This window comes from Rurimicrobium arvi (assembly GCF_039540495.1).
Lineage (GTDB): Bacteria > Bacteroidota > Bacteroidia > Chitinophagales > Chitinophagaceae > Rurimicrobium > Rurimicrobium arvi.
Genome location: NZ_BAABEZ010000002.1, coordinates 142,784 through 167,938 on the forward strand (window position 1 = coordinate 142,784; position 25,155 = coordinate 167,938).

Genomic DNA, 25,155 nt, shown 5'->3' on the forward strand with positions numbered 1-25,155 from the left:
TCGTGCTGCGCAACTCTTAAGATGTACCTTTACCATAGACATTAATAACTGACTGTGGATAAGATTTCAAAGAGACAATGGTGGCTGTACGCGCTTTACAGTCTGTTATTTTTAATAATCCCGTTTTTTACCTCACCCGACTTCAGTTGGGACTTCAGCTTTATCCGGGTATCCGGATTCAAAGAGAGTTTTCTTTCCTATTTCCTGTTGCTGGTGTTCTTTTTCCTGAATTCGTTTGTACTGCTTCCGAAATTCTATTTTCAACGTAAGATGTGGCAGTTCTGGAGCATAATCGTGGTATGCTTCCTGATCTATTCGTTTATACCGATGCAGATATTCCCGCATTTTGTGAGGGGATCCCATTTTGCACATCAGTTTCCCGGGGCTGCCGGAAAAATGATGCCTCCGATCATGCGTCCGCCCAGGCACCATAGCCCGATCGGTTTTATCATTACACGATATGTGACGCAGTTCGCGCTGGTAGGGTTGTTTTCGTATTCTATTGCTTCCAATCTACGGTGGAAGCAAACGGAAAAGGCGCGGGTTGAGGCCGAAATTAGTTATTTAAAAGCTCAGATCAATCCCCATTTTCTTTTTAATTCACTGAACAGCATTTACGCGCTTGCCATAGACAAGTCAGACGAAACTGCCGATGCCGTGGTGCGGCTGTCCGGACTGATGCGGTATGTGCTTACGGACGCTTCTCAGGACCATGTACCGCTGCACCGGGAAATCGATTATATCAGCAATTACATATCCCTCCAGGAAATACGGATCACCGAACAGACAAAGTTCTCATTTTCCGTTAATGGCAATCCCGGGAGCAAGTATATAGCGCCGATGCTGATGATACCGTTTATTGAGAATGCTTTTAAATACGGCATCAATCCGGATGAGGATTGCGAGCTGCGTATTGATATTCATATCACTGAAAAAGAGCTTCATCTTTTTGTGCTGAACCGCAAAGTGCCCGTGCGTATCAGCCAGGAGGAAGTCGGGAAAATGGGTATTGAAAATGCGAAACGGCGTTTGCAGGCCCTGTATCCCGGGCGTTATATTCTCGATATATCCGATAAGGAGCATTATTTCTCCGTAACCCTTAAAATCCTTTTGTAATGATTACGGCAATTGCCATTGATGATGAACCGCTGGCGCTGAAAATAGTAGAGAAGTTCGCCGCGCAATCCGGACAGATCAGTCTTGCTAAGACCTTTACGCAAACGCATGAGGCAATGCAATATCTTGAGGAGAATTCAGTCGATCTGATCTTCCTGGATATCAACATGCCTTCTATTTCAGGAATAGATTTTTTCCGGGAGTTGAAAGTGCAGCCCAAAGTGATTTTCACCACAGCTTATTCCGAGTACGCGGTGGAAGGCTTTAATCTCAATGCAGTCGATTACCTGTTGAAGCCCTTCACTTTTTCCCGCTTTCAGAAAGCGCTGGAAAAGGCGTTGTTCCAGCTGAAAATGCATGCACCGGATACTGCTGTGGTCGAACCATTCCTGACCGTTCGGGCGGATTACAGCCTGATCAAAATTTTCCTTAAAGACATTCTGCTGATAGAAAGTCTGGATAATTACGTGAAAATACATTTGCAGGCACAAAAGCCGGTATTAGCGCGTATGCCACTGAAGACGATAGCCGATATGCTGCCCAAAGCCTCGTTCGTGAGAATACACCGATCTTATATTGTTCCGGTAGACAAAATAAAGAGTATCCGCAATAAGACCGTATTCATCGAAGGGCACGAACTGCCCATTGGCAGCAGCTTTGAGCGGGAATTGATGGAGTTTTTTGAAGACCGCAGTCCGCGTTAACCCCAAAAATATGCGCGTCTGCCCCATAAATTTTGTGCCGGGACTAAATCGCAGCATCTTTGATTTCAGAAAGGCGGACAAACGGTTTCCGGTCTTTCCAATAACACAGGAAACAAACAAGTAGTTTTGTTTTAAATAGGGTGGAGATGAAACACACCGCGGCCAACGCTGCGGTGTTTTCTATTTTAAGAAAGATATTTCCCCACAATCGGCATGCGCCGTCCCACACCAAATGCTTTCGGAGATACGCGGATGATCGGACAGAACTGGTTTCGCTTGTATTCATTTGTATTCACCAGTTTCAGGATGCGCGCCACCAGCGTTTTGTCGAAACCCATGGCATCGAGTTCACGGGGTCCTTTCCGCTGTTCGATATACTGGTACAGAATAGCATCCAATACTTCATATTCCGGAAGACTGTCGCTATCCTTTTGTCCCGGCCGCAATTCAGCACTGGGGGCTTTATCCAGGATATTTTGCGGGATAATGGTTTCGTTACGGTTGATGTAGCGTGCCAGAGCATATACCTGCATTTTGTACAGGTCACCCAATACACCCAATCCACCTGCCATATCACCATACAGTGTACCATAGCCTGTGGACAACTCGCTTTTATTGGATGTGTTCAGCAATATTGAGCCGAACTTATTGCTGAGCGCCATCACCATAGCGCCGCGTATGCGCGACTGAAGATTTTCTTCCGCAACGGAAAAAGCGAGCCCGCCGAAAACCGGTTCCAGCGCCTGTTCGTAAGCTTCAAAGACGCCGCGGATCGGAATGGTGTCATACTGATTGTTCAGGTTCCGGGACAACTCCACCGCATCGGCCACCGAGTGGTCGGAAGAGAATTGTGAGGGCAATAGCAATGCCCGTACGTTTGCGGCACCAAGCGCTTCACAGGCAAGGGCCAGTACCACAGCACTGTCAATACCTCCGGAAGAAGCCACAATCGCTTTGCTGAAGCCCATTTTGCCGAAATAATCCCTAATGCCTGATAACAGTGCCTGATGGATCAATGCAATATTTTTTTCAGGATCGAGTTCTGTGTTTCCTGAAAAATTATTCCGGTATGCATTGTGCGGAGTGGTACCGGCAACATCTGCAGACAGTGTACCATCCCAGTTTACAAAGGCCAGAGCTTCCTGAAAATAAGGAAGTTCGGCAACGATCGTTCCGGAAGCGTCCATTGCAACCGAGCCCCCGTCAAATACAATTTCGGTCTGAGATCCCACAGTATTGCAATAGATCATTGGGATGCCATACGCTTTCACATTATCGGCTATTACTTTTTTGCGGTTCTCGGCATGGACATAGTCGAACGGTGAAGCACTCAGGTTGATCATGATGTCTGGTTGCTGTCTGATAAGCTGATCCATTGGCCGCGAACGGTATAAAGGGTTTTCCACCAGATCCCAGATGTCTTCGCATATGGTGACCGCAAGTTTTTTGCCTTTGAATGATATGGTTTGCCATTCGGAAGCAGGTTCAAAGTACCGGTACTCATCAAAAATGTCGTAGTTGGGTAACAGTGTTTTATGAATTACCTGCTGTACGGAACCCTTATAAAGAAAATAGGCAGAGTTGAACAGGTCTTTACCTTCAGGCTGCGGATTGCGGGAGGGAGCCCCGATGAGTACACCTATATCCCCGGTTTCGGCAGCTATCTGCTGCACAGCGTTGATACAGCGTTCGATAAAGTCTTCAAATTCAAGGAAATCGCGCGGGGGGTAGCCACAGACGCATAATTCCGAAAAGACCGCAAGATCCGCTCCTGCCATTCTGGCATCGCGGATAGCCTGTATTATTTTGGCGGTATTGGCTTCGAAATTACCGATATGATAGTTTTGCTGGGCTATGGCGATCTTCACGGTCTGCAGTTTTTTGTGCCGTAAAAATAGATTTTTTCCATGGCAGGAGAGGATAATGGCAGCGTTAATTCACAAAGAAAACGCACCGTGCAGCATTCCCCACGTTTTTCACTATATTTGAGGCAGTTATAAACCTGTTTTGGCGGTGTTTTCATAGGTTATCCACATCTTTTTCACATTATCCACATGCTAAATGTTATTTTTCTATAAAATCACCTTGTAAGCCTTTACTGTGGCTGCTTTTACTTTTTTATGATTTTGTGGATAATTAGAAAGTGGAGAAAAGTGGAGAAAAGTGGAGAAAAGTGTTTCTTTGTAATTGAAATTGGAAACACGTCGCATGTCCCACCTGATTGGCGAATATGAGCTCACCCTGGATGCAAAAGGAAGATTTCTTTTGCCATCCGCATTCCGCAAGCAATTGCCGGAAGGGGCTGACGCGCAGTTCGTGGTTTCCAAAGGGTTTGAGCAATGTCTCAACCTGTACACGATGGATGAGTGGAATCAACTCTCCGAAAAAATAAACAAGCTTAATGATTTCAATCCGCAGGTACGCGCTTTCAAGCGTCTCTTCTTCAATGGAGCAAACATTGTGGAAGCGGACGCTGCCGGCCGTCTGCTGCTGAATAAACCCCTTGTGGAGCATGCGCAATTGTCGAAAGATATTGTGCTCACCGCACAGGGCAGCAAAGTGGAGATTTGGGATAAAAAACTGCTGGACGCACACATTCAAAGTAAAATGGGTGACTTCAGCGACCTGGCAAATGAGGTATTGGGTGGAGGATTTATCAGTCCGTTTGAATCGATGTAACCATGGCGCAACAGGATTTTTATCATGCTACGGTAATGTTGGAAGAGGCTGTAGAAGGTCTTGCCGTGAAGCCGGATGGGGTGTATGTGGATTGTACTATGGGAGGCGCCGGGCATACGCGTCGCATCCTTCAGGAGTTGGGTCCGCAGGGAAGGATTATTGCATTTGACCAGGATAAAGATGCCTGGGCAAATAAGCCTGACGACGGGCGCGTGATACTGGTGCAGGAGAACTTCAGGTACCTGAAACGTTTTCTGAGATTGCACGGAATTACCGCTGTAGATGGCATTCTTGCCGATCTGGGTGTAAGTTCTTATCAGTTTGATACCGGAGCGCGTGGCTTTTCGATCCGTTTCGACGGTCCGCTCGACATGAGGATGGATGACCGCCTGGAGCTCACAGCTAAAGATATTATCGATACCTATAGCGAAGAGCGGCTGCATAAATTGTTTGAACGGTATGGAGAGGTGCGGAATGCAAAGCAGCTGGCGAAGCAGATCGTTACCGGCAGAGGGAAAGCCTCGGTGTATACCACCGACGACCTGAAGTCGCTGATTGATCCCGTGATCAAAGGACCGCAGCATCGCTATCTCGCGCAGGTATTCCAGGCTTTGCGTATTGAAGTGAATGATGAGTTGGGTGCACTGCGTGAACTGTTGGAGCAATCGGCGCAATGCCTGAAACCTGAGGGCCGGTTGAGCATTATTTCGTTCCACTCGCTGGAAGACAGGTTGGTAAAGCAGTTTATGAAAAACGGCGCGTGGGATGTAACAGAAGATCCGTTAGGACTTGCACCGCGTCAGCGATCTCCGTTCAGGGAGCTGACAAAGAAGCCGGTAGAGCCTACGGAACAGGAACAAAAAAATAATACACGTGCACGCAGTGCGAAACTGCGGGTAGCGGAAAAAATATAAATGAGTCAGGAGGAAATCATACAGGAAGAAACTGCGTCCAGCGGCACCCAGAAAGTGGTGGCCGCTAAACTCGACTGGCGCAGTGTGGTCGACAGGATTTCCTATAACGGGATAGTGAAGAATGTTCCGTACCTGGCATTTATTGTGTTGCTGGGCGTGTTTTATATCGCCAACAGCCATCTGGCTACAGAGATGCAGCGTGAGCGCGATGCGCAGCAAAAAGCACTGAAGGAGTTGCGCTGGCGCAATATGGACGTGCAATCGAAATTGATGAATGCAGGCATGGAAGCAGAAGTGATCCGCCGCGGCGCCGGCCTCGGTATGAAGCCTCTGATGATTCCGGCTTATAAAGTGGTGATTGATTCTGTAAAAGGAGTAGTTAAAAAGTGAATGTAAGAAGAGACATACGATTCAGGGTGTATCTCGCCTTCAGCGGTATTTGCGTGTTAGGGCTCGCAATCATCGTGAAGGCGGCTTTGATACAGGCGAAGGACGGTGCGTCTCTGCGCGCGCGTGCGCAAAGTATGAGTGTGCGGACCGATACCATTTTTGCGGAAAGAGGCAATATTTATACGGAAGACGGTACGATGCTTTGTTCCACCATTCCCCAGTTTGACGTACACCTGGATATGGCCGTTATCAAAAAGGATACTTTTTATAAACACATTGATACGCTTGCCTACAAATTATCTGAACTGTTCCGCGATGCAAGCGCTGCTCAGTATAAGTCTGACCTGACCAAGGCCTATAAAGATTCGGCTCGTTATTATGAGCTGGGTACAAAAATACCTTACGACAAATACCTGGTGCTGCGTACGTTCCCGATATTCAATAAAGGAGCCCGCCGCGGAGGGATGATCGTTAGCACCCGCAATACGCGTGACAATCCGTACGGATTTCTGGCGTTACAGACGGTGGGTAAATACCAGCCTGCCATCTGGCGGGACAAAAAGCTCGTACGTAACGTGAAGGGATTGGAAGCGATGTATGACAGTATCCTGAGCGGTAAAAACGGATGGTACCTGTCTCAGCGGATCGCACCCACCAAATGGGCTTCTATCGAAGGTTCGCGCATTGAAGCACAAAACGGAAAAGATATTGTCACCACTATTGATATAGGTATACAAAACATTGCAGAACACGCGCTGCTGGATGCGCTCCGGCAGTACAACTGCTGGAATGGCACCTGTATCGTAATGGAAGTGTCTACCGGTAAGATCCGGGCGATGGCTAACCTTGGTACGGATATCGATAAGCAATCCCCTTACAGCGAGGATAAGAACTATGCCCTCACACTTGCGGAACCGGGATCTACCTTCAAGATCGTAACGCTGCTGTCTTTGCTGAAAGACGGATTGATCAACGTGGAAGATAATGTGAACTGTTATGGCGGACAACGCCAGTTTGCATTCCGCGTTATGCACGACTCGCATCATGGTCTGGGTGTCATGCCCATAAAAAACGCATACGCCCAGTCGTCGAATGTGGCGATGGGTTCGCTGGCATACGAGCATTATTATAAAGAGCCGGAGCGTTTTATCAAACATATCAAGGAACTGCACCTCAACAGCAAAACCGGTATTGATCTGTTTGGAGAGTCTAAGGCGATTGTGACCGAGCCTCATGAAAAAAATCTGTGGAATGCGGCTACCCTGCCCTGGCTTGCGACGGGATACGGCGTTATGGTGACGCCGCTGCATACCTGTATGATCTATAACGCTGTTGCAAACAATGGCCGCCTCATGAAGCCTTACCTGGTAAGCTCCATAAGAGAGTATGGTCGTGAAGTGAAACGTATAGAGCCTACAGTACTGGAAGAATCGGTTGCCAGTAAGGAAGTAATTTCCCAATTAAGAAAATGTACAGAAGAAGTAGTGCTTTCCGGTACGGGTAAGCATATCCAGTCTCCCTACTATAAAATAGCAGGTAAGACCGGTACGGCACAGGTTTGCGATAAGGGTATTCCTTACAGCGCAAGAGTTTACCAGGGTTCTTTTGTGGGATACTTTCCTGCAGATAATCCGAAGTACACGATGATCGTTGTGATCCGTACAAAGAAAAATTCGGGCTCCTATTATGGCGGTACGATCGCTGCTCCGGTGTTCAGGATGGTGGCCGATAAAATTTTTGCCAACGGACAGGGAGTTTGGAAGGGCGGACCGGTGGATAGTTTTTCCAAGACGCCAGACAAGGGAATTGTGGCACATACCACAACGGTATTTAATCAGCAGACTTTGCTGAACGCGATCAATCTGAAGTCTGAGTGGAATGAGCGTGCAGGAAGCATGGCGGCAGTTAAGACGGATTCATCGCACAGGGTGGTGCTTGCATCACGCAAGGTGGTTCAGAATCTGGTGCCGGATGTGGTAGGGATGTCGCTGAAAGATGCGGTATATGTATTGGAGCGCCAGGGGCTGAAAGTGCGTGTGATGGGCGCGGGAGTGATCCAGAGTCAGTCGCTGGTTCCAGGATCGGCCGTGCGTAAGGGACAGATAATTATTATTCAATTGAGCTAAAAGATCGTGCATCTATTAAAGGACATATTGAAGCAGGTGCAGGTAATTACTATTACCGGTAATACAGATAAAGCTGTTTCGGCTGTCTGTATTGATTCGCGTAAAGTAAGCGAAGGCAGCATGTTTATTACGGTACGGGGCACCTTGTCTGATGGTCACGATTACATCGATAAGGCTGTTGCTTCAGGTGCCACAGCGGTGGTATGTGAGCAAATGCCTTCCCTGCAGGACGCCACAGTCACCTATTTGCTGGTGAAAGATGCTTCAGCCGCGGCCGGTGATATTGCGGCAGCTTTTTACGATTTCCCGTCACGGGATCTGAAGGTGACAGGAGTTACCGGTACCAATGGAAAGACAACTGTAGCCACACTGCTGTATCAGCTGTTCACGCAGCTCGGTTATCACTGCGGGCTCATTTCCACTGTCACCAATTATATAGGTACAGAAGCCTTTACAGCAACACATACCACGCCGGATGCAATATCTATTCAGGCATTGTTTGCGAAAATGCGGGATGCAGGCTGCTCACATGTATTTATGGAAGTAAGCTCACACGCGGTACACCAGCAGCGAATTCGCGGTATTGAGTTCGACGGAGGCATCTTTACCAATATCACGCACGATCATCTCGACTACCATAAAACATTCGATGAATATATCAGGGTAAAAAAATCTTTCTTCGATCAACTGCCCAAAAGCGCTTTTGCACTTACCAATCTCGATGATAAACGGGGTATGGTGATGCTACAGAACACCGCGGCACTGAAACAGACATATAGTCTGCGTGTGCCCGCAGATATAAAAGGAAAAGTGCTGGAAAATAATCTGAGCGGACTGGTTATGTCAATCGACGGACATGAGGTGCATATGCGGATGATCGGCATTTTTAATGCCTATAATATGCTTGCTGTGTACGGCGCCGCTCGCCTGCTGGGAGAGCAGGATGTGGAAATACTGAGCGTACTCAGTTCGCTGCATGGCGCTCCCGGACGTTTTGAAACGATCCGTTCCGGTAAAGAGCAGATACTCGGCATCGTCGATTATGCGCATACACCGGATGCATTGCTGAATGTGCTTGCGACGATCCAGCAACTGCGGGCTAATGATGAACGCATTATCACGGTAATCGGTTGCGGTGGTGACCGCGATAAGACAAAGCGACCGCTGATGGCACAGGTGGCGGCAGACAAGAGTGATCAGGTAATCCTCACGTCTGATAATCCGCGCAGTGAAGACCCGGAGTTGATATTGGATGAGATGGAAGCGGAATTAAGTTTTCCCCAGAAACGTAAAGTGCTGCGGATTGCAGATCGTTACCAGGCTATTAAAACGGCCTGCTCGATTGCATCACCGGGAGATATTGTGCTTGTGGCAGGAAAGGGACACGAAACATACCAGGAAATAAAAGGAGTGCGCACGCACTTTGATGATCGTGAGGTGTTGGGAGAAACATTTAGAGTATTACAAAAATAAGCGCCAGGGATGCTGTACTATTTATTCATTTATCTGCGAGCAAAATTCGGAATGGCCGGTGCCGGGGTGTTTAATTACATCACGTTCCGTACAGCAATGGCCATTATCCTGTCTCTGGTGATCTCGATGCTCATGGGCAAAAGGTTTATCCAGTTCCTGCGCCGGCAGCAGATCGGAGAAACCATTCGCGACCTGGGTCTGACAGGTGAACAGCAAAAAAGAGGAACTCCTACCATGGGAGGTGTGATCATCATCCTGGCGATCCTGATCCCGACTTTACTGTTTGCACGTATTGAGAATGTGTATATCATCCTGATGCTGCTGTCTACCGTATGGCTGGGCTTTATCGGCTTTATAGACGATTATATCAAGGTGTTTAAGAAAAATAAGGAAGGCTTGTCCGGTAAATTCAAGATCCTCGGGCAGGTAGGATTAGGCATCATTGTCGGTACCACTCTTTATTATAACCAGCATGTAACCCTGAGCCGTGAGATCGTCAACAACGGCAATCCGGTATACAATGCTACGGAACGCGTAGTATCTGCTCCTATCGTGCGTAAGGACGAGAATGGGAAAAAACATACGTATGTGCAGGTAAAAAGCGCATTGACCACAATTCCTTTTATAAAGACGCACGAGCTTAGCTACGCGAAGATCGCTTCTGTATTCGGGAAAAATTCGATTAAAGTGGTAACGCCGATCGTGTATATACTTTTTGTGATCTTCATCATCGTTGCTGTCAGCAATGGTGCCAATATCACCGACGGGATAGACGGACTGGCGACGGGTGTTTCAGCGATTGCGGGTATCTGCCTGGGTGTGTTTGCTTACGTTTCGGGTAACTATGTATTTGCAAATTATCTCGGTATCATGCATATACCGCACCTGAGTGAATTGTCCATTTTTATCGGTGCATTTGTAGGAGCCTGTGTCGGATTTCTCTGGTACAACGCCTATCCTGCGCAGGTATTTATGGGTGACACCGGCAGCCTTGCACTTGGAGGTATCATCGCTTCGCTTGCGATCATCGTGCGTAAAGAGCTGCTGATCCCGATCATATGCGGCATTTTCCTGGTGGAGAATGCTTCGGTGATGATCCAGGTAAGCTATTTCAAATATACCAAAAGGAAGTATGGTGAAGGGCGCAGGATCTTCCTGATGTCACCTTTACACCACCATTATCAGAAGCAGGGATATCACGAAAGTAAGATTGTAACACGTTTCTGGATCGTCGGTATCATTTTGTCTGTATTAAGTATCGTAACCCTGAAACTGCAGTAATGATGGACCGGAAAAAACTGGTGATACTCGGCGCGGCCGAAAGCGGAGTAGGGGCCGCATTGCTGGGGAAGCGCGAATTGTGGGATGTGTGGGTGAGCGACGCCGGAAAAATAAAGGACAGCTATCGTAAGATGCTGGAAGATGCAGGAATAGCATTTGAAGAAGGAGGGCATACGGAAGAAAAGATCATGGCGGCAGATCTGGTGGTGAAGAGTCCGGGTATACCGGAAAAAGCACCCATGATCAAAAAGCTGAGAGCGGCCGGAACGGAGATATGCAGCGAGATAGAATTCGGATTCCGGTATAAGGGTAAAGGAAAGATCATTGCGATTACCGGAAGTAACGGTAAGAGCACTACCACGAAGATGACCTATCATATACTCGAAACGGCAGGCTACGATGTGAGTATGGTTGGTAATATCGGAAACAGTTTTGCGAAGCAGATCGTTGAGCAGCCGACAGAATGGTATGTGATGGAGGTCAGTAGTTTTCAGTTGGATGATATACAGACTTTCAGACCGGATGTAGCGGTTTTGCTCAATATCAGTCCGGACCATCTGGACAGGTACGATTACAAATATGAGCACTACATAAAAGCGAAGTTCAATATCACCCGAAACCAGACAGCGGAAGATATTTTTATCACAAACAAAGACGACAAAGAAATTAACCAGTATTTACTTACGCATCCCATTAACGCTAGAACATTATTTTTCACGATGAACAACGATCAAACCAACAACCAGCATTCAGACACCGACGGAGCTTTCACGGAAAACGATCAACTGCATATACGCTATGAAGGAGAAGATACCACCATGTCTATCCACGATTTGTCAGTAAAAGGAAAACACAACCAATATAACAGTATGGCAGCAGGTATCTCCGCTCGTACCGCGGGTATCAGAAGTGCAAAGATCAGAGAGAGCTTTTCTACGTTTGAAGGCATTGCGCACCGGTTGGAGTTTGTGGCCACTGTTCGCGGTGTGGATTTTGTGAACGACAGTAAAGCTACGAACGTGAATTCCGTATGGTTTGCTTTGGAAAGTATGAAAAAACCTGTGGTGCTGATTCTGGGTGGTCAGGACAAAGGAAACGATTACCAGGAGATCAAAGACCTTGTTGCGGAAAAAGTGAAAGCGATTGTTTGTCTCGGAATAGACAACAAGAACATTCATACATTTTTTGAAAGTATCGTTCCCAACATCGTGGATACGCAAAGTGCGAAAGACGCGGTGCTTGCAGCATATTCCCTGGCAGAGAAGAATGACGTGGTGTTACTGTCACCGGCCTGTGCCAGCTTTGACCTGTTTAAAAACTATGAAGACCGGGGCGACCAGTTTAAAGAAGCCGTTAAAAGTCTGTAATTAATAAAAGCGAATAACCTGACGGATGCAGAAATTATTGCAACATATCAAAGGCGACAAAGTAATATGGTCAATCGTAGTACTGCTGTCTCTTTTTGGCTTGCTGCTGGTGTATAGCGCCACAGGTACGCTGGCATACAAGAATGATAAGAATGCAAGTGCATACCTTATCAAGCAGTTTGCGATGATCGCGCTGGGAATCGGCATCATCATTGCGGTTCATAAGGTGAACTATGCAAAATTTTCCAAGATATCGGTACTTACCTATTATCTGAGTATCCCGCTGTTGTTGTACACGATGTTCTACGGGGCGAAGATCAATGAAGGTTCGCGCTGGATCACCATACCTGTCGTGCATATCACATTCCAGTCGTCCGATTTCGCCAAGCTGGCTTTGTTTATGTATCTGGCACGCCTGCTCAGTATGAAACAGGCAGTGATCAAAGACTTTAAAAAAGGATTTATCCCCGTGCTCACGCCGGTGCTGGTTATCTGCGGGCTGATTGCGCCGGAAAACCTTTCCACAGCTTTGCTGCTCGGCGCCACCTGTTGTATTCTGTTCTTTATAGGGCGCGTGCAGGTGAGGCATATCCTGATGCTGGCGCTGGCGGGACTTGTAGGCATCATTATTCTTGTGGCAGCTTCTGTTTATTTCGATTTCGGACGTGGGGCCACATGGGTGAAGCGGATTGAAGACTTCCGTGGTAAAGACGCTTCCGGCAATAAAAAGGAAGACCCTTTCCAGGTAGAACAGGCAAAAATAGCGATTGCTAATGGCGGCGTTGCCGGCAGAGGTCCGGGCAACAGCCAGCAGCGCAATTTCCTGCCCCATCCGTATTCAGATTTTATTTACGCTATTGTGATCGAAGAGTATGGGCTCGTAGGCGGAGCGGTTATTGTTTTCCTGTACCTGTTGTTTCTCTGGCGATGTATCCTGTTGTTCCGGCGATGTCCGTATGCATTCGGAGCATTCCTCGGTGTAGGGTTGAGCATCACACTTGTTTTTCAGGCCATGCTGAATATGGCCGTTACCGTGCACCTGGTGCCGGTTACCGGATTGACACTGCCGATGGTGAGTATGGGGGGGTCGTCGATATTATTTACAAGTATGTCGTTTGGGATCATTCTGAGCATCAGCCGCTATGTGGATGAGATGGAAGGAACTAAAACAGGATCACCAAAAAAAGAAGGATCAAAATTATTTATTCAAAACGGAGCGGATAAAGCCGCACCTGTAGTAACAGCATAGATGCCGAAAAAAGTAATCATAGCAGGAGGAGGCACCGGGGGACACATATTCCCGGCGGTAGCTATCGGCCACGCGCTGGGCAGACACTGCCCAGGTGTGGAGCTCCTGTTTGTGGGTGCCAACGGTAAAATGGAAATGGAGAAGGTGCCCCAGGAAGGGTTCCGTATTGTTGGGCTCGATATAGCCGGGTTCAACAGGTCAAATATGCTTAAGAATGTATTGCTGCCGCTGAAATTATGGCGCAGTATGCAGGCAGCAGGTAGGATCATCCGCGAATTTCAGCCGGATCTTGTAATCGGTGTTGGCGGTTACGCCAGTTTCCCTATTCTGAAAGCCGCACAATCTGCCGGGGTCCCTACCATGATTCAGGAGCAGAACTCGTATGCAGGGAAGTCGAATAAGCACTTAGGCAGGCGTGCAGATGCAATATGTGTGGCCTATGATAAAATGCAGCAGTTTTTCCCGGCTGATAAAATTTCGCTCACCGGTAACCCGGTAAGAAAGGTGATCAGTCAGAGCACAGTGACGCATGAGCAGGGAATTGCATTCTTCGGATTACAAAGCGGGAGAAGAACCTTGCTGGTCGTGGGAGGAAGCCTCGGGGCTAAATCCATCAACGAAGCTATGGCGGCACATCTTGCTGAGATAGTAAACCTAGGTGTTCAGGTTGTCTGGCAGACTGGAAAATTATTTTTCGAGCAGGCTAAAGCCGCTGCCGCACCCTTTGGAGATAGGGTTAAGGTATTTGATTTCATCCGTGAAATGGATGAAGCATATGCGGTTGCGGATATGGTTGTGTCACGCGCAGGTGCATTAGCAATTGCGGAATTATGTATTGTGGCAAAACCGGTAATATTTATCCCTTATCCTTTCGCAGCGGAAGATCATCAGACAGCCAATGCAATTGCTCTGGTGGAAAAGAATGCCGCGCTGATGATCAAGGATGATGAAGTACGTACACAATTGCCGGCTGTTTTGAAAAGCCTTTTGGCCGACGAAACAACACAACGGCAGATGAGTGATCAGTTAAAAAGAATGGCGATCAGGGATGCGGACGACCGTATCGCAGCGATCGCAATTGATTTGATGAATAAAAGGAAGAGCTAGACATGGATATTACGAAACTGAAACGGATTTATTTTATTGGTATCGGCGGCATTGGAATGAGTGCCCTGGCCCGCTTCTTTAAAGAACGCGGTGTGATAGTGCTCGGGTACGATCTTACGCAGACAGATCTTACCCGTACGCTGCAGGAGGAGGGTATGCAGATCGCTTTTGAAGATGAGGTTACTTTGGTCGATAGGGCTGCGGAGCTGGTTGTATATACGCCTGCCATCCCCACATCCAATAAAATAATTTCATGGTATCGTGAACATAATTATCCGGTATTCAAGCGCAGCGATGTATTACAGTGGATATCCGAATCGCTTTTTGCAGTTACTGTCGCAGGTACGCACGGTAAGACAACGATATCTACCATGACTGCTTACCTCCTCCGTGAAACCGGCGTAGGGTGTAATGCTTTCCTTGGTGGTATTGCCGTAAACTATAATAAAAATTACTGGAGCGATGATAACAATGTCGCTGTCATCGAAGCTGACGAATACGACAGAAGTTTCCTGAAGCTGTTCCCGGATGTGGCTGTACTCACCGCGATGGATGCAGATCACCTCGACATCTACGGAACGAAGGAGGAAGTGGAAAAGGCATTTATACAATACACACATAACATCAAACCGGGCGGAACCCTGATTGCCAAGCATGGGTTACACCGCTTTGCGGATCTGAAAGCAGATAAGGTAATCAGCTACAGCCTGCAGAATGATGCAGCGGATGTGTATGCAGATAATATCATCCAGCATAACGGCACCTACTCTTTTGATGTGTCAGGTCCCGGATGGCGTATAGAAGGAATTCACCTGCCTTTGGGAGGCATGCATAACGTGGAGAACGCAGTTGCCGCAATAGCCGTCACGCAGGTGCTGCAGGCAAATCCGGAAAGTGTCAAACGTGCGCTGAAAGAATTTAAAGGTATTCGACGTCGCTTTGAGTATGTGGTGCGTGATACCCAGAAAGTGTATATAGACGATTACGCCCATCACCCGGAGGAATTGGCTTCGCTGATCAGAAGTGCAAAGACCCTGTTCCCGAGACTGCGTTGTGTTGTGGCATTCCAGCCGCATCTTTATTCACGTACGCGGGACTTCGCTGAAGGATTTGCAGATAGCCTGGCTCTGGCAGATGAGGTGATCCTGCTGGATATTTATCCTGCACGCGAAATGCCTATAGAAGGAGTAAGCAGCAAGATAATTGCAGAAAAAATAGTGAATTGTCCGGTGACCATCCTGTCGAAGGAAGGACTGCTGGAGTATGTGAAAGCTGCGCCACTGGAGCTGTTTATAACAGCAGGAGCAGGAGATATTGATAAGTTGGTGCAACCGATTAAAGAATTGATTTTAGAAAAATAATGGATCAGCAAAAGCGGAAAATATCATTGCGTAAAGTCTTCCTGGCACTGTTCACACTAGTGCTGGTGACTGCGTGTGTATTTGCGATGCTGAGCACTTCCCGCATCCAGGATCAAAAGCCGGTGAGGGGCGTGCGTGTGATGATCGAAAATGAAGAAGAGTTTCACTTTGTGAATAAAGAGCAGATCATGCGGCAGCTTTTTGTTGACCGGCACGTGGATGTCAAGCGTATCGCAGTGGGAAAAGTTGATCTGCAGCGCATGGAACGTATTCTTTCCTCCAATCCCTGGATCGAATATGCACAGATATATCTGGATAATGCCCGTGTGCTCAATATCAAGGTGATTCAGCGCGTACCGCAGTTGCGTTTGTTTACCCGTAAAGGTGCAAGTTTCTATATGGATTCCACACTGCACCTGTTGCCGGTTTCAGATGAAAACACACACTACGAACTGCTGTTCGTAAATGTTCCTGATTTGTCCGATGACAGCATCAGCACGTTATACAAAAAGACAATGCTGCAAGTGGCCCGTACAATCAAACGGGATACTTTCTGGCAGGCGCAAACATCGGAAGTGGTTGTAAACAGCCTTAAAGATATTGAGATCGTTCCGGTACTGGGCACACACAGAATATTGCTGGGCACTGCAGATCAGTTGCAGACAAAGCTGGAAAATATATTTGCGTTCTACACCGATGTGCTGAATAAAGTGGGCTGGAACCGTTACACGATTGTGGATGCACGTTTCGCCGATCAGATCGTTGCTGCCCCGTCACTTCCCTGGAAGCCCCCGGTAGACCGCGCCTTAAGTAATATGAACTGGGTGAAAACGATTGTGGGCGATGTCGCAAAGACAGAGCAAACGGCTAACAATATCGCACAGGACACTTTAAAAACTTCACGACTGTAAATAAACTATTGCAAACTAATAAAAGGAGTAAACAATGAGCAAAAAAGACCAACCAATTATCGTAGGACTAGACATCGGAACAACCAAAGTTGTTGCGATTGCCGGGCAAAAGAATGAATTCGGGAAACTCGAGATCCTCAGTGTGGGGAAAACGGAGTCTCAGGGCGTTCGCCATGGCGTTGTAATGAATATCGATCAGTGTATCCGATCGATAAAAATTGCAATCGAAAAGTGTCTTACAAACAATCCGGATCTGAACATCCGGGAGGTTTACGTTGGTATCGCAGGTCAGCACATCAAAAGTCTGCAGACCCGTGGTGATCGCGTTCGCGTTGATAACAATACCGAAATCACGCGGAACGAACTGGACGCGCTCATTAAAGACCAGGAGAAGACATTTATTCCGGCAGGCGACGAGATAATTGATATCGTACCGCAGGAGTTTTTTGTCGATGATATGCAGACGACGCTGAGTCCTGTAGGCATGAACGGCTCCAAGATAGGTGCTAACTTCCACATCGTTACCGGCGATAAAAATGCCATCCGCAACATCAAACGTTGTGTGGAGCGTTCTGAACTGGTGACACGCGACCTGGTGCTGCAACCGCTCGCTTCTGCGGCTGCCGTTATGAGTCCTGAAGATCTCGAAGCAGGCGTTGCCATTGTGGATATAGGAGGAGGAACCACGGATATGGCTGTTTTCTACGACGGCATATTGAAACATACTGCGGTGATTCCTTACGCAGGTGTGAATATTACCAACGATATTCACTACGGACTGGGTGTACTTCGCGCTCAGGCCGAGCAACTGAAAGTGCAGTTCGGTACTGCTCATGCCGATCACGCAAACCCTAATTCCTATATTACAATTCCCGGCTTGAAAGGCCTGCCTCCGAAAGAAATCTCTGTGAAGAACCTGGCTCATATCATCCAGGCGCGTACACACGAGATCCTGGATTATGTTTCCTATCATCTGAAGCAGATAGGACTGGAGAAACGCTTGTATGGCGGTATCATCCTCACGGGTGGCGGTGCCAGCCTGCGCCATATTACGCAGCTTACAGAATATGTTACCGGTATGAGCGCACGTATCGGTCGCCCGAACGAGCATCTCGCCGGCGGACACAGCGAAGACATGGGAGATCCAATGTATTCTACCTGTATCGGTTTAATCCTGAGAGGATACCACGATTTTGAAAACGGAACTTATAAGGCTTCCGGCAACAATCTGATCCACATCAGCCTTGATGCAGCCAAAGAAGAGGAATATGTTGCGGACACTCCAATGGACGAATTCGCACTGGCAGAACAGGAAGAGCTCGGACGCAAACGCCGCCGTCAGTTCGGTAAAATTTTCGACGGTCTGAAGGACAAGCTGATGAGCATGTTTGAAGACGAGGAAGACCGCCGTTTTGACTAAATCTTAAATACACACACAACTTACCAACCCATAACAACTAATCCTTAAAAAAATGCAAAGCGTATGATACATTTCGAAATTCCCAAAAATCAGTCTTCCATCATCAAAGTAATTGGTGTGGGCGGCGGTGGCAGCAACGCAGTGAACTACATGTATAACCTCGGGGTAGAGGGTGTGGATTTCCTCGTCTGCAATACAGATTCCCAGGCGCTCGCGCAAAGCCCTATTCCTAACAAAATTCAGTTAGGGCCAAATCTTACGTCGGGACTGGGAGCGGGAGCTAATCCCGAAATCGGAAAACAGGCAAGTGAAGAGAGTCTTGAGGATATTACCAAGATTTTGAAAGTAAATACCCGTATGGCATTCATTACGGCTGGTATGGGCGGTGGAACCGGTACCGGTGGTGCTCCGGTTGTTGCCAAAGCATGCCGCGACCTTGATATCCTGACTGTAGGTATTGTATCTACTCCGTTTTCTTACGAAGGACGCAAACGTATGGCACAGGCTCAGGAGGGAATTGCACGTCTGCGTGACCATGTAGACACAATCCTTGTGATCTCCAATGACAAACTGCGTCAGCAGTGCGGCAATATGCCTTTCCGCCAGGCTTTCGCCAAAGCCGATGATATTCTGGCTACAGCTGCCAAATGTATCACCGATGTGATCACCAGCACCGGGCAGATCAACGTAGACTTCGCGGACGTATGCACCGTTATGAAAAATGGTGGTGTGGCTATTCTCGGAAGTGCTGTTGCAAGTGGAGAAAACCGTGCACATATAGCGGTGGAAGAAGCGTTGAACTCTCCGTTGCTGAATGATAACGACATCAGGGGTGCTAAATGGATCCTGCTGAACATTAACTCGGCTGAAGGAGAATTTGAGCATACAATGGATGAAGCGGAAACAATCCAGGCTTTCGTACAGCAACAGGCCGGAGATAACTGTGACGTCATTCTCGGTATGGGTAACGACAGCACGCTGGGTGATAAGATTTCCGTAACCGTTATCGCCACAGGATTCCATCACAAAGAGATCACTGCACAGATGCAGGAAAGTAAAGCGGCAGAGGTAAAGACAGTCGTATCACTCGGCGCAGTTGAGGCACCCGCACCTGCGATGCCTGTTGCAGAAGAAACTCCTGTTGCGGATCCGCTTGCTCCACGTCTGAAAGACGAACAGACTCCGGAAGCGAAAGCCGAAGCGCCGGTTTCTATGTGGGAAAGAAATCTCGACGCTTTGCAATCAGCTAAGTCTGCCGAACCGGCAGAGCCGCAATCCGCCGAAACAAACTTTATGGGCATGACACTGCATGTGCGTACCGAGCCTGTATCCAATACAACCGGTTCGGAAATGCCTGTATTCGAAAGAAACATGAGCGCACAGGAAGTGGAGGACAAACGCCGTTTTGAAGAGCAGAAGCGTCAGCTTGAAGAACGTGCAGAGCGTCTGCGCAATCTCAGCTTCAATGTACGTCCTTCCGATACCGCAAGCCAGTCCTCCGATGACATCGAGAACGTGCCTGCCTATCTGCGCAAAGAAACCAATATTGACAACAGTGTTAAGTCCAACGACCGTTTTTACAGCGGATATACCGTTGGTGTACAGCAACATTCTGATAAGGCTGAAATTTCGATCAATACGATCAATACTTTCCTGGACGGAAAGAAGCCTGACTGATTTTGTGTTTTCGTTTAAAATGAGAGCGCCGGCGTTTATTGCCGGCGCTTTTTTTATTGATAAAAGCAATAGTGCTATCAGATCAAACCCGCTATAATTGGGGATAGTAAGGCAAAACGCATTATTGATTGCATGTAGGTTTGCAAAAAGAAAATAACAATGCAATCCAATCTTATCGATTTACTGAACTACCGTTATGCAACAAAACGTATGAACGGACAAATAATCCCTGAAGCGAAAGTAAACAATATCCTTCAGGCGATACAACTCGCACCTACCTCTGCAGGCCTGCAGCCGTTCCGGGTGTTTGTGATAAGCGACCGGGAAAAACTGAAAGAGATCAGTGAAAAGGCTTGTCAGCAGCCGCAGATACTGGAGGGTTCCCATTTGCTGGTATTCGCATCATGGAAAGAACTCAATGAGGATGCCGTGAATGAATATATGAATCGCATAGCAGACACGCGTGGTGTACCGGTGGAAAGCCTGGATGGTTTTAAAGGAAACCTGATGGGACTTACACGCCGCGACCAGAAGGAGAATCAGCAATGGGCTGCTCGCCAGGCGTACATCGCACTCGGTATCGCAACCGTTGCCGCTGCAGAGCAGGGCGTGGATGCCACACCTATGGAGGGTTTTAATCCGGACGCTATGGATGCTGTGCTCGGTCTGGAGGAAATGGGTCTGCGCAGCAATGTGCTGCTTGCTCTCGGTTACCGCGATGAACAAAATGACTATTTGCTGGGTGCCAAAAAAGTGCGCAGGTCACACGATCAGCTGTTTACCGAAATATAAAATGTTGCCGATCCGGACTTTTTTCTGAACGGTGCTCCTCGGGGCACCGTTTGTTTTTAGCGGAATCGCTTACTCTTTATGGTTTGGAGCGTATTTTTACAGAGTATGAACAAAAAGAAAGTTGTTTTCCTGGGTTCGAAGCCGGTGGGATATTCCTGCTTCGAATACCTGTTACAGCAAAAAGATGCGTTGCAGATAGAAGTGACAGGACTGCTCACGCAGGAAAGAAAGGAATTTCGCGGACCGGCAGATCTTACTGTTCTGGCGGAACAATACGGAGTGCCCGTTATTGCCGATCTGAATGCGCTTCCCGAATGCGACCTGCTGTATTCGGTACAATACCACCGGATATTACATGCAGAACATATCGGCAGAGCCAGGCAGGCAGCGGTGAACCTGCACATGGCTCCGCTCCCCGAATATCGCGGTAGCAACCAGTTCGCTTTTGCGATCATCGATGGGAAAAAGGAATTCGGTACGACCATCCACCTGATGGATACGCGTATCGATCATGGCGACATACTGTTTCAGAGGAGATTCGAGATCCCGAAGCATTGTTGGGTAAATCATTTGTATGAGCTTACGGTGGCGGCATCGGTGAAATTGTTCCGGTATACACTGAAGCACCTGATCGACGGGAATTATACGCCCGTGTCTCAGGCATCGCTGGTGGCTGCTAAAGGGACTTCTCTTCATTACCGTCATGAGATTGCCGACCTCAAGCGCATTGACCTGAACTGGGATGCGGAGAAGATCAACCGGCATGTGCGTGCAACTATGATGCCCGGTTTTGAACCGCCCTATTGCGAGGTGGATAAGCAAAAAGTATATTTCACAAAGGCTGTATTGAATGGGTAAGCGCCTTGTATTTACCGTTACCAATGATCTGAATTACGATCAGCGGATGATCAGGATCTGCACTGCACTGACAGATCAGGGTTACGATGTCACGCTGATCGGTTTCCGCCGGAAGACCAGTAAGCCGCTTGTAAACCGCAGCTTCCGTCAGTTGCGTATTCCCATTATTGCAGAGCAGGGCAAATTGTTATACATCGATTACTGGATCAAATTGTTTTTCGTATTGCTGTTCCGCCGTGCTGATGCATTCTGCGCAATCGACCTCGATACGATCATGCCTGTATATTACGCATCGCGCATACGCGGCGTAAAGCGTGTATATGATGCGCATGAATTATTCACCGAATTGAAAGAAGTGATCAGCCGCCCTGCCGTACACAACATGTGGTTATGGATCGAGCGACATACGGTTCCGCATTTCCCGGTGGGTTATACCATCGGCGAATGTTATGCTGCAGAATTTGAACGGCGTTATGGCGTACAGTATAAAGTGGTTCGCAATGCTACCGTGTTAAGACCGCTGGAGATCCCGGCCAAACCCGAACGATGGATTCTGTACCAGGGATGGGTGAATGTAGGCCGCCGTTTCGAGCAGCTTATACCGGCGATGCAGTGGGTGGACGCAAAATTGATTGTGTGCGGTGAAGGCAATTTCTTCGCTGCTGCAAAAGCACTCGCTATTCAATACGGTGTATCGGATAAAATAGTATTCAAAGGTTATGTACCGCCGGAAGAACTGCGAAATTACACACTGGGCGCCTGGGCGGGGATCACACTTTTTGAAGAGACCAGTCTGAGCAACCGTCTCAGCATGGCTAACCGGTTCTTCGATTATATGCACGCAGGAGTGCCGCAGATCTGCAATAAATATCCGGAATATGAACGCGTTAATGAACGTTTTGAGGTGGCAGCTTTACTGGATGACCCTTCACCCGAAAATATAGCCGCTGCATTGAACAAAATGCTTCAGGATACCCCATACCACGATCATCTCGTACAGCAATGCCTGAAAGCCCGTGAAATATATTGCTGGCAGAAGGAAGCGGAAACATTGACGTCTGTTTACAAGGAATTATTTGCCCATGGTTAAGATCAGTGTCGTTATTCCTGCTTTCAACGCAAATGCCACGATTGCCAATGCGGTATTGTCTGTATACAACCAGTCTTACCCTGCATGGGAACTGATCGTTGTAGACGATGGCGGTAATGAGGACATACTGTTGCCGGATCATACAGGGCAACTGCACGCGCACATTATCCGGCATGAGCGGAACAAAGGCGTGAGCGCCGCACGCAATACGGGCTGGGAGCATGCATCAGGGTCATTTGTCGCCTTTCTGGATAGCGACGACTGCTGGCATCCGCGTAAGCTGGAATACCTCGCACAATGGATACAAGGCAATCCAGATGCTGTACTGATAGGACACGCCTTCGATACCAATAAGGCGACGTTGCTGCAACAGGATGTGAAGCCGCTTCCGTTAGTGCGCTCAGGAATATTCAGATTCTTATGGCGGAACCGTTTCCAGGGCTCATCCATCACCGTAAGGAAAGACGCGCCGCTTCGTTTTGATGAAAGCATGCGTTTCAGCGAAGACTTCGATCTGGCCCTGCAGGTAGCAATACATAAGTACCCTGTATACTATAGTGCTTCACAGCTTACGGTGCTCGGACGTCCCCAACTGAGTAAAGGCGGGTTGTCCGGCAACCGGATGAGCATGCGTATGGGTGAATTAAAGGCATACCGTAAACTTGCAAAGTTTGGATGGTTCTGGGCATTCTTCACGCCCTTTCTGTTGTTGTTCAGTTTGTTGAAACATCTCTTGCGTTAATCCCATTCCTTTTTTTCGTTTCACCGTTTTGTGTTGGCAATAAAAGCGGCCGCATTACGTTTTCAGGTAAAATCCTGCGTTATGAACCGGCTCCGTTTTTTGCTTCCCGGCGTTATTTTGTTTGTAGTCGTATTGACTTCCTGCCAGCGGAGATCCTGTCCGCTCACGAATACCGGAGACAATACGGAGACGGCCACCAATGAGCAGTTGGGTGAGCTATGGAAGGCAATGCAGCAGGAAGGGTTGCAACGCCTGCATTACGAAGTTGCAGCGTATCAGGAAGAGGGCGGAACTCCGGGAATGAAGGTATTGGTTTCCGGCAGCGGTGTCTGCAACTATCTGGATCTGGACCTGAGTTCGTCTGATCTGTCGCTCAAGGACATACGGAATGCCCAGGGTAAGGGCTACCATGGTGCCGAACTCAGGCATCCGGTGATTGTTGCGGACTCCTCATCCGGGCAATGGCGCTTCCGTTTGCTGAGCGTGGTTGCTGTAGCTGACTAAAAACACGATAAAAATCACATTTCCATAAAGGTTTTATCAGCTATCAAGCGGTGCTTTTAACCGAAATTTGGTGAAGCATTATGACACTGTATACTCCCTACGTTTCCGCTGAGTCTGCTGTTCGCCTTGTAAACAGCGGCGATCGCGTATTTATTCATGGAAGTGCGGCCACACCCGTGGTACTCGTGAATGCATTGCTGCATCGGGCTGCCGAATTGCGGAACGTGGAGCTTGTTTCTATCAGTACGTACGGTCATATCGACTGGAACCACCCCGAGGTGCAGCAGAGTTTTTACATGAATTCCCTGTTTGTATCGGCAAATGTGCGTGAGTGGGTAAATTCAGGTAACGGCGATTATGTACCTATATTCCTGAGCGAAATTCCGGGCTTGTTCGAAAAAGGAATATTGCCCCTGGATGTAGCCTTGGTTCAGGTGTCACCCCCCGACGAACATGGTTACTGTACTTTGGGAACCTCCGTGGATGCCGCCCTGAGCGCCGTTCAGCATGCGCGTATTGTTATTGCACAGGTAAATCCCCGTATGCCGCGTGTATTGGGTGACGGCATTATTCCCGTTTCAAGATTTTCGGCAATGGTATGGCAGGAAAGTGAATTGCCGGAAGTGCATTATGCCACAAAAGCAGATGGCATTGTGCAACAGATCGGCCGTAATGTGGCCGCCCTTATTGAAGACGGAGCGACCCTGCAAATGGGCATCGGTGCTATTCCCGATGTGATTCTGCAGCAATTGGAAGGACATCGCGGTCTGGGCGTGCATACAGAAATGTTCTCCGACGGCGTGATACCGCTGGTGGAAAAAGGAGTGATCACCAACGAACATAAGCTGGTCGAACCCGGCAAAATGGTCAGCACATTTGTACTCGGCAGCCGCCGGTTGTACGATTTCGTAGACAATAATCCCTTCGTGGTCTGTAAAGATGTATCCTTTGTAAACGATACGGATATCATCCGGCGCAACCCGAAGGTGGTTTCTATCAACAGCGCACTTGAGGTGGATCTCACAGGACAGGTTTGCGCTGATTCCATAGGAGTGTATCAGTATTCCGGTATCGGCGGGCAAATGGATTTTATGCGGGGAGCTGCGTTGTCCGAAGGGGGTAAACCGATTATTGCATTACCCTCGGCAACCAGGGAAGGTACCTCACGCATTGTTCCTTTCCTCCGCCAGGGTGCCGGTGTGGTCACTACCCGGGGGCATGTGCATTATGTGGCCACGGAATACGGAGTGGTGAATTTATATGGCAGGAATATGGAACAGCGGGCACGCCTGCTGATCAACATAGCGCATCCGGATCACCGGGAAGCTTTGGAAAGAGCTTATTTCGAACGATTCGGATCCATACCTAAAGCGTAATTTTTTAAACCAAAAATG

General features: G+C 48.1%; 22 protein-coding genes. 21 read left to right on the plus strand and 1 reads right to left on the minus strand.

Annotation, left to right across the window (positions count from 1 at the left end):
- The first annotated feature begins 54 nt into the window (after positions 1-54).
- Together ABD846_RS02215 and ABD846_RS02220 are read left to right on the plus strand one after the other, a co-directional pair.
- On the plus strand, positions 55-1,116 hold the full coding sequence (locus tag ABD846_RS02215) for a sensor histidine kinase (RefSeq protein ID WP_344822214.1): 1,062 nt from the start codon (positions 55-57) through the stop codon (positions 1,114-1,116).
- Positions 1,116-1,820, plus strand: a complete 705-nt coding sequence (locus ABD846_RS02220) for a LytR/AlgR family response regulator transcription factor (protein ID WP_344822216.1) — start codon at positions 1,116-1,118, stop codon at positions 1,818-1,820. The genes ABD846_RS02215 and ABD846_RS02220 overlap by 1 nt, the downstream gene beginning before the upstream one ends.
- 185 nt (positions 1,821-2,005) lie before the next feature.
- On the opposite strand, the gene ABD846_RS02225 is transcribed toward ABD846_RS02220, so the two are convergent.
- The gene (locus ABD846_RS02225) at positions 2,006-3,688 is read right to left on the minus strand and encodes an NAD+ synthase (RefSeq protein WP_344822217.1); all 1,683 of its coding nucleotides are present in this window, start codon (positions 3,686-3,688) and stop codon (positions 2,006-2,008) included.
- A gap of 340 nt (positions 3,689-4,028) precedes the next feature.
- On the opposite strand from ABD846_RS02225, the gene mraZ reads away from it, so the two are divergent.
- The 19 genes from mraZ (at position 4,029) to ABD846_RS02320 (ending at position 25,137) form a co-directional block, all read left to right on the plus strand.
- Positions 4,029-4,499 (plus strand): division/cell wall cluster transcriptional repressor MraZ, encoded by a 471-nt coding sequence (mraZ, locus tag ABD846_RS02230; RefSeq protein WP_344822219.1) that lies wholly within the window; start codon positions 4,029-4,031, stop codon positions 4,497-4,499.
- A gap of 2 nt (positions 4,500-4,501) precedes the next feature.
- Positions 4,502-5,413: a 16S rRNA (cytosine(1402)-N(4))-methyltransferase RsmH gene (rsmH, locus tag ABD846_RS02235; RefSeq protein WP_344822220.1), complete on the plus strand. Its 912-nt coding sequence runs from the start codon at positions 4,502-4,504 to the stop codon at positions 5,411-5,413.
- Positions 5,414-5,803 (plus strand): FtsL-like putative cell division protein, encoded by a 390-nt coding sequence (locus tag ABD846_RS02240; RefSeq protein ID WP_344822222.1) that lies wholly within the window; start codon positions 5,414-5,416, stop codon positions 5,801-5,803. It abuts the gene before it with no gap.
- A complete protein-coding gene (locus tag ABD846_RS02245) occupies positions 5,800-7,929 on the plus strand; it encodes a penicillin-binding protein (protein ID WP_344822223.1) in 2,130 nt (709 codons plus the stop codon). Before ABD846_RS02240 ends, ABD846_RS02245 begins: the two co-directional genes overlap by 4 nt.
- Positions 7,930-7,935: 6 nt before the next feature.
- Complete coding sequence (locus ABD846_RS02250) at positions 7,936-9,402, plus strand: UDP-N-acetylmuramoyl-L-alanyl-D-glutamate--2,6-diaminopimelate ligase (RefSeq protein WP_344822225.1); 1,467 nt, start codon at positions 7,936-7,938, stop codon at positions 9,400-9,402.
- 9 nt (positions 9,403-9,411) lie between these two features.
- Positions 9,412-10,683, plus strand: a complete 1,272-nt coding sequence (gene mraY / locus ABD846_RS02255; RefSeq protein WP_344822226.1) for a phospho-N-acetylmuramoyl-pentapeptide-transferase — start codon at positions 9,412-9,414, stop codon at positions 10,681-10,683.
- Positions 10,683-12,050 (plus strand): UDP-N-acetylmuramoyl-L-alanine--D-glutamate ligase, encoded by a 1,368-nt coding sequence (gene murD / locus ABD846_RS02260; RefSeq protein ID WP_344822228.1) that lies wholly within the window; start codon positions 10,683-10,685, stop codon positions 12,048-12,050. Before mraY ends, murD begins: the two co-directional genes overlap by 1 nt.
- 25 nt (positions 12,051-12,075) lie before the next feature.
- A complete protein-coding gene (locus tag ABD846_RS02265) occupies positions 12,076-13,299 on the plus strand; it encodes an FtsW/RodA/SpoVE family cell cycle protein (protein WP_344822229.1) in 1,224 nt (407 codons plus the stop codon).
- Positions 13,300-14,406 carry an undecaprenyldiphospho-muramoylpentapeptide beta-N-acetylglucosaminyltransferase gene (gene murG, locus ABD846_RS02270; protein WP_344822231.1) on the plus strand — a complete coding sequence of 369 codons (1,107 nt, stop codon included), beginning with the start codon at positions 13,300-13,302 and terminating at the stop codon, positions 14,404-14,406.
- A gap of 2 nt (positions 14,407-14,408) precedes the next feature.
- Complete coding sequence (gene murC, locus ABD846_RS02275; RefSeq protein ID WP_344822233.1) at positions 14,409-15,767, plus strand: UDP-N-acetylmuramate--L-alanine ligase; 1,359 nt, start codon at positions 14,409-14,411, stop codon at positions 15,765-15,767.
- Positions 15,767-16,678: a cell division protein FtsQ/DivIB gene (locus ABD846_RS02280; RefSeq protein WP_344822235.1), complete on the plus strand. Its 912-nt coding sequence runs from the start codon at positions 15,767-15,769 to the stop codon at positions 16,676-16,678. Before murC ends, ABD846_RS02280 begins: the two co-directional genes overlap by 1 nt.
- Before the next feature lie 34 nt (positions 16,679-16,712).
- A complete protein-coding gene (gene ftsA / locus ABD846_RS02285) occupies positions 16,713-18,098 on the plus strand; it encodes a cell division protein FtsA (RefSeq protein WP_344822236.1) in 1,386 nt (461 codons plus the stop codon).
- A 63-nt stretch (positions 18,099-18,161) separates the two neighbouring features.
- Positions 18,162-19,775 carry a cell division protein FtsZ gene (gene ftsZ / locus ABD846_RS02290; RefSeq protein ID WP_344822238.1) on the plus strand — a complete coding sequence of 538 codons (1,614 nt, stop codon included), beginning with the start codon at positions 18,162-18,164 and terminating at the stop codon, positions 19,773-19,775.
- Positions 19,776-19,934: 159 nt separating this feature from the next.
- Positions 19,935-20,567, plus strand: coding sequence for a nitroreductase family protein (locus tag ABD846_RS02295; RefSeq protein WP_344822240.1), 633 nt, complete (start codon positions 19,935-19,937; stop codon positions 20,565-20,567).
- 105 nt (positions 20,568-20,672) lie between these two features.
- Entirely contained in the window at positions 20,673-21,425 is a 753-nt protein-coding gene (locus ABD846_RS02300; protein WP_344822241.1) for a formyltransferase family protein, read from the plus strand.
- Complete coding sequence (locus ABD846_RS02305; protein WP_344822243.1) at positions 21,418-22,515, plus strand: glycosyltransferase; 1,098 nt, start codon at positions 21,418-21,420, stop codon at positions 22,513-22,515. The genes ABD846_RS02300 and ABD846_RS02305 overlap by 8 nt, the downstream gene beginning before the upstream one ends.
- Entirely contained in the window at positions 22,508-23,257 is a 750-nt protein-coding gene (locus ABD846_RS02310; RefSeq protein ID WP_344822245.1) for a glycosyltransferase family 2 protein, read from the plus strand. Before ABD846_RS02305 ends, ABD846_RS02310 begins: the two co-directional genes overlap by 8 nt.
- 81 nt (positions 23,258-23,338) lie before the next feature.
- Positions 23,339-23,761 (plus strand): hypothetical protein, encoded by a 423-nt coding sequence (locus ABD846_RS02315; protein WP_344822247.1) that lies wholly within the window; start codon positions 23,339-23,341, stop codon positions 23,759-23,761.
- A gap of 80 nt (positions 23,762-23,841) precedes the next feature.
- On the plus strand, positions 23,842-25,137 hold the full coding sequence (locus tag ABD846_RS02320) for an acetyl-CoA hydrolase/transferase family protein (protein ID WP_344822249.1): 1,296 nt from the start codon (positions 23,842-23,844) through the stop codon (positions 25,135-25,137).
- Positions 25,138-25,155 lie beyond the last annotated feature (18 nt).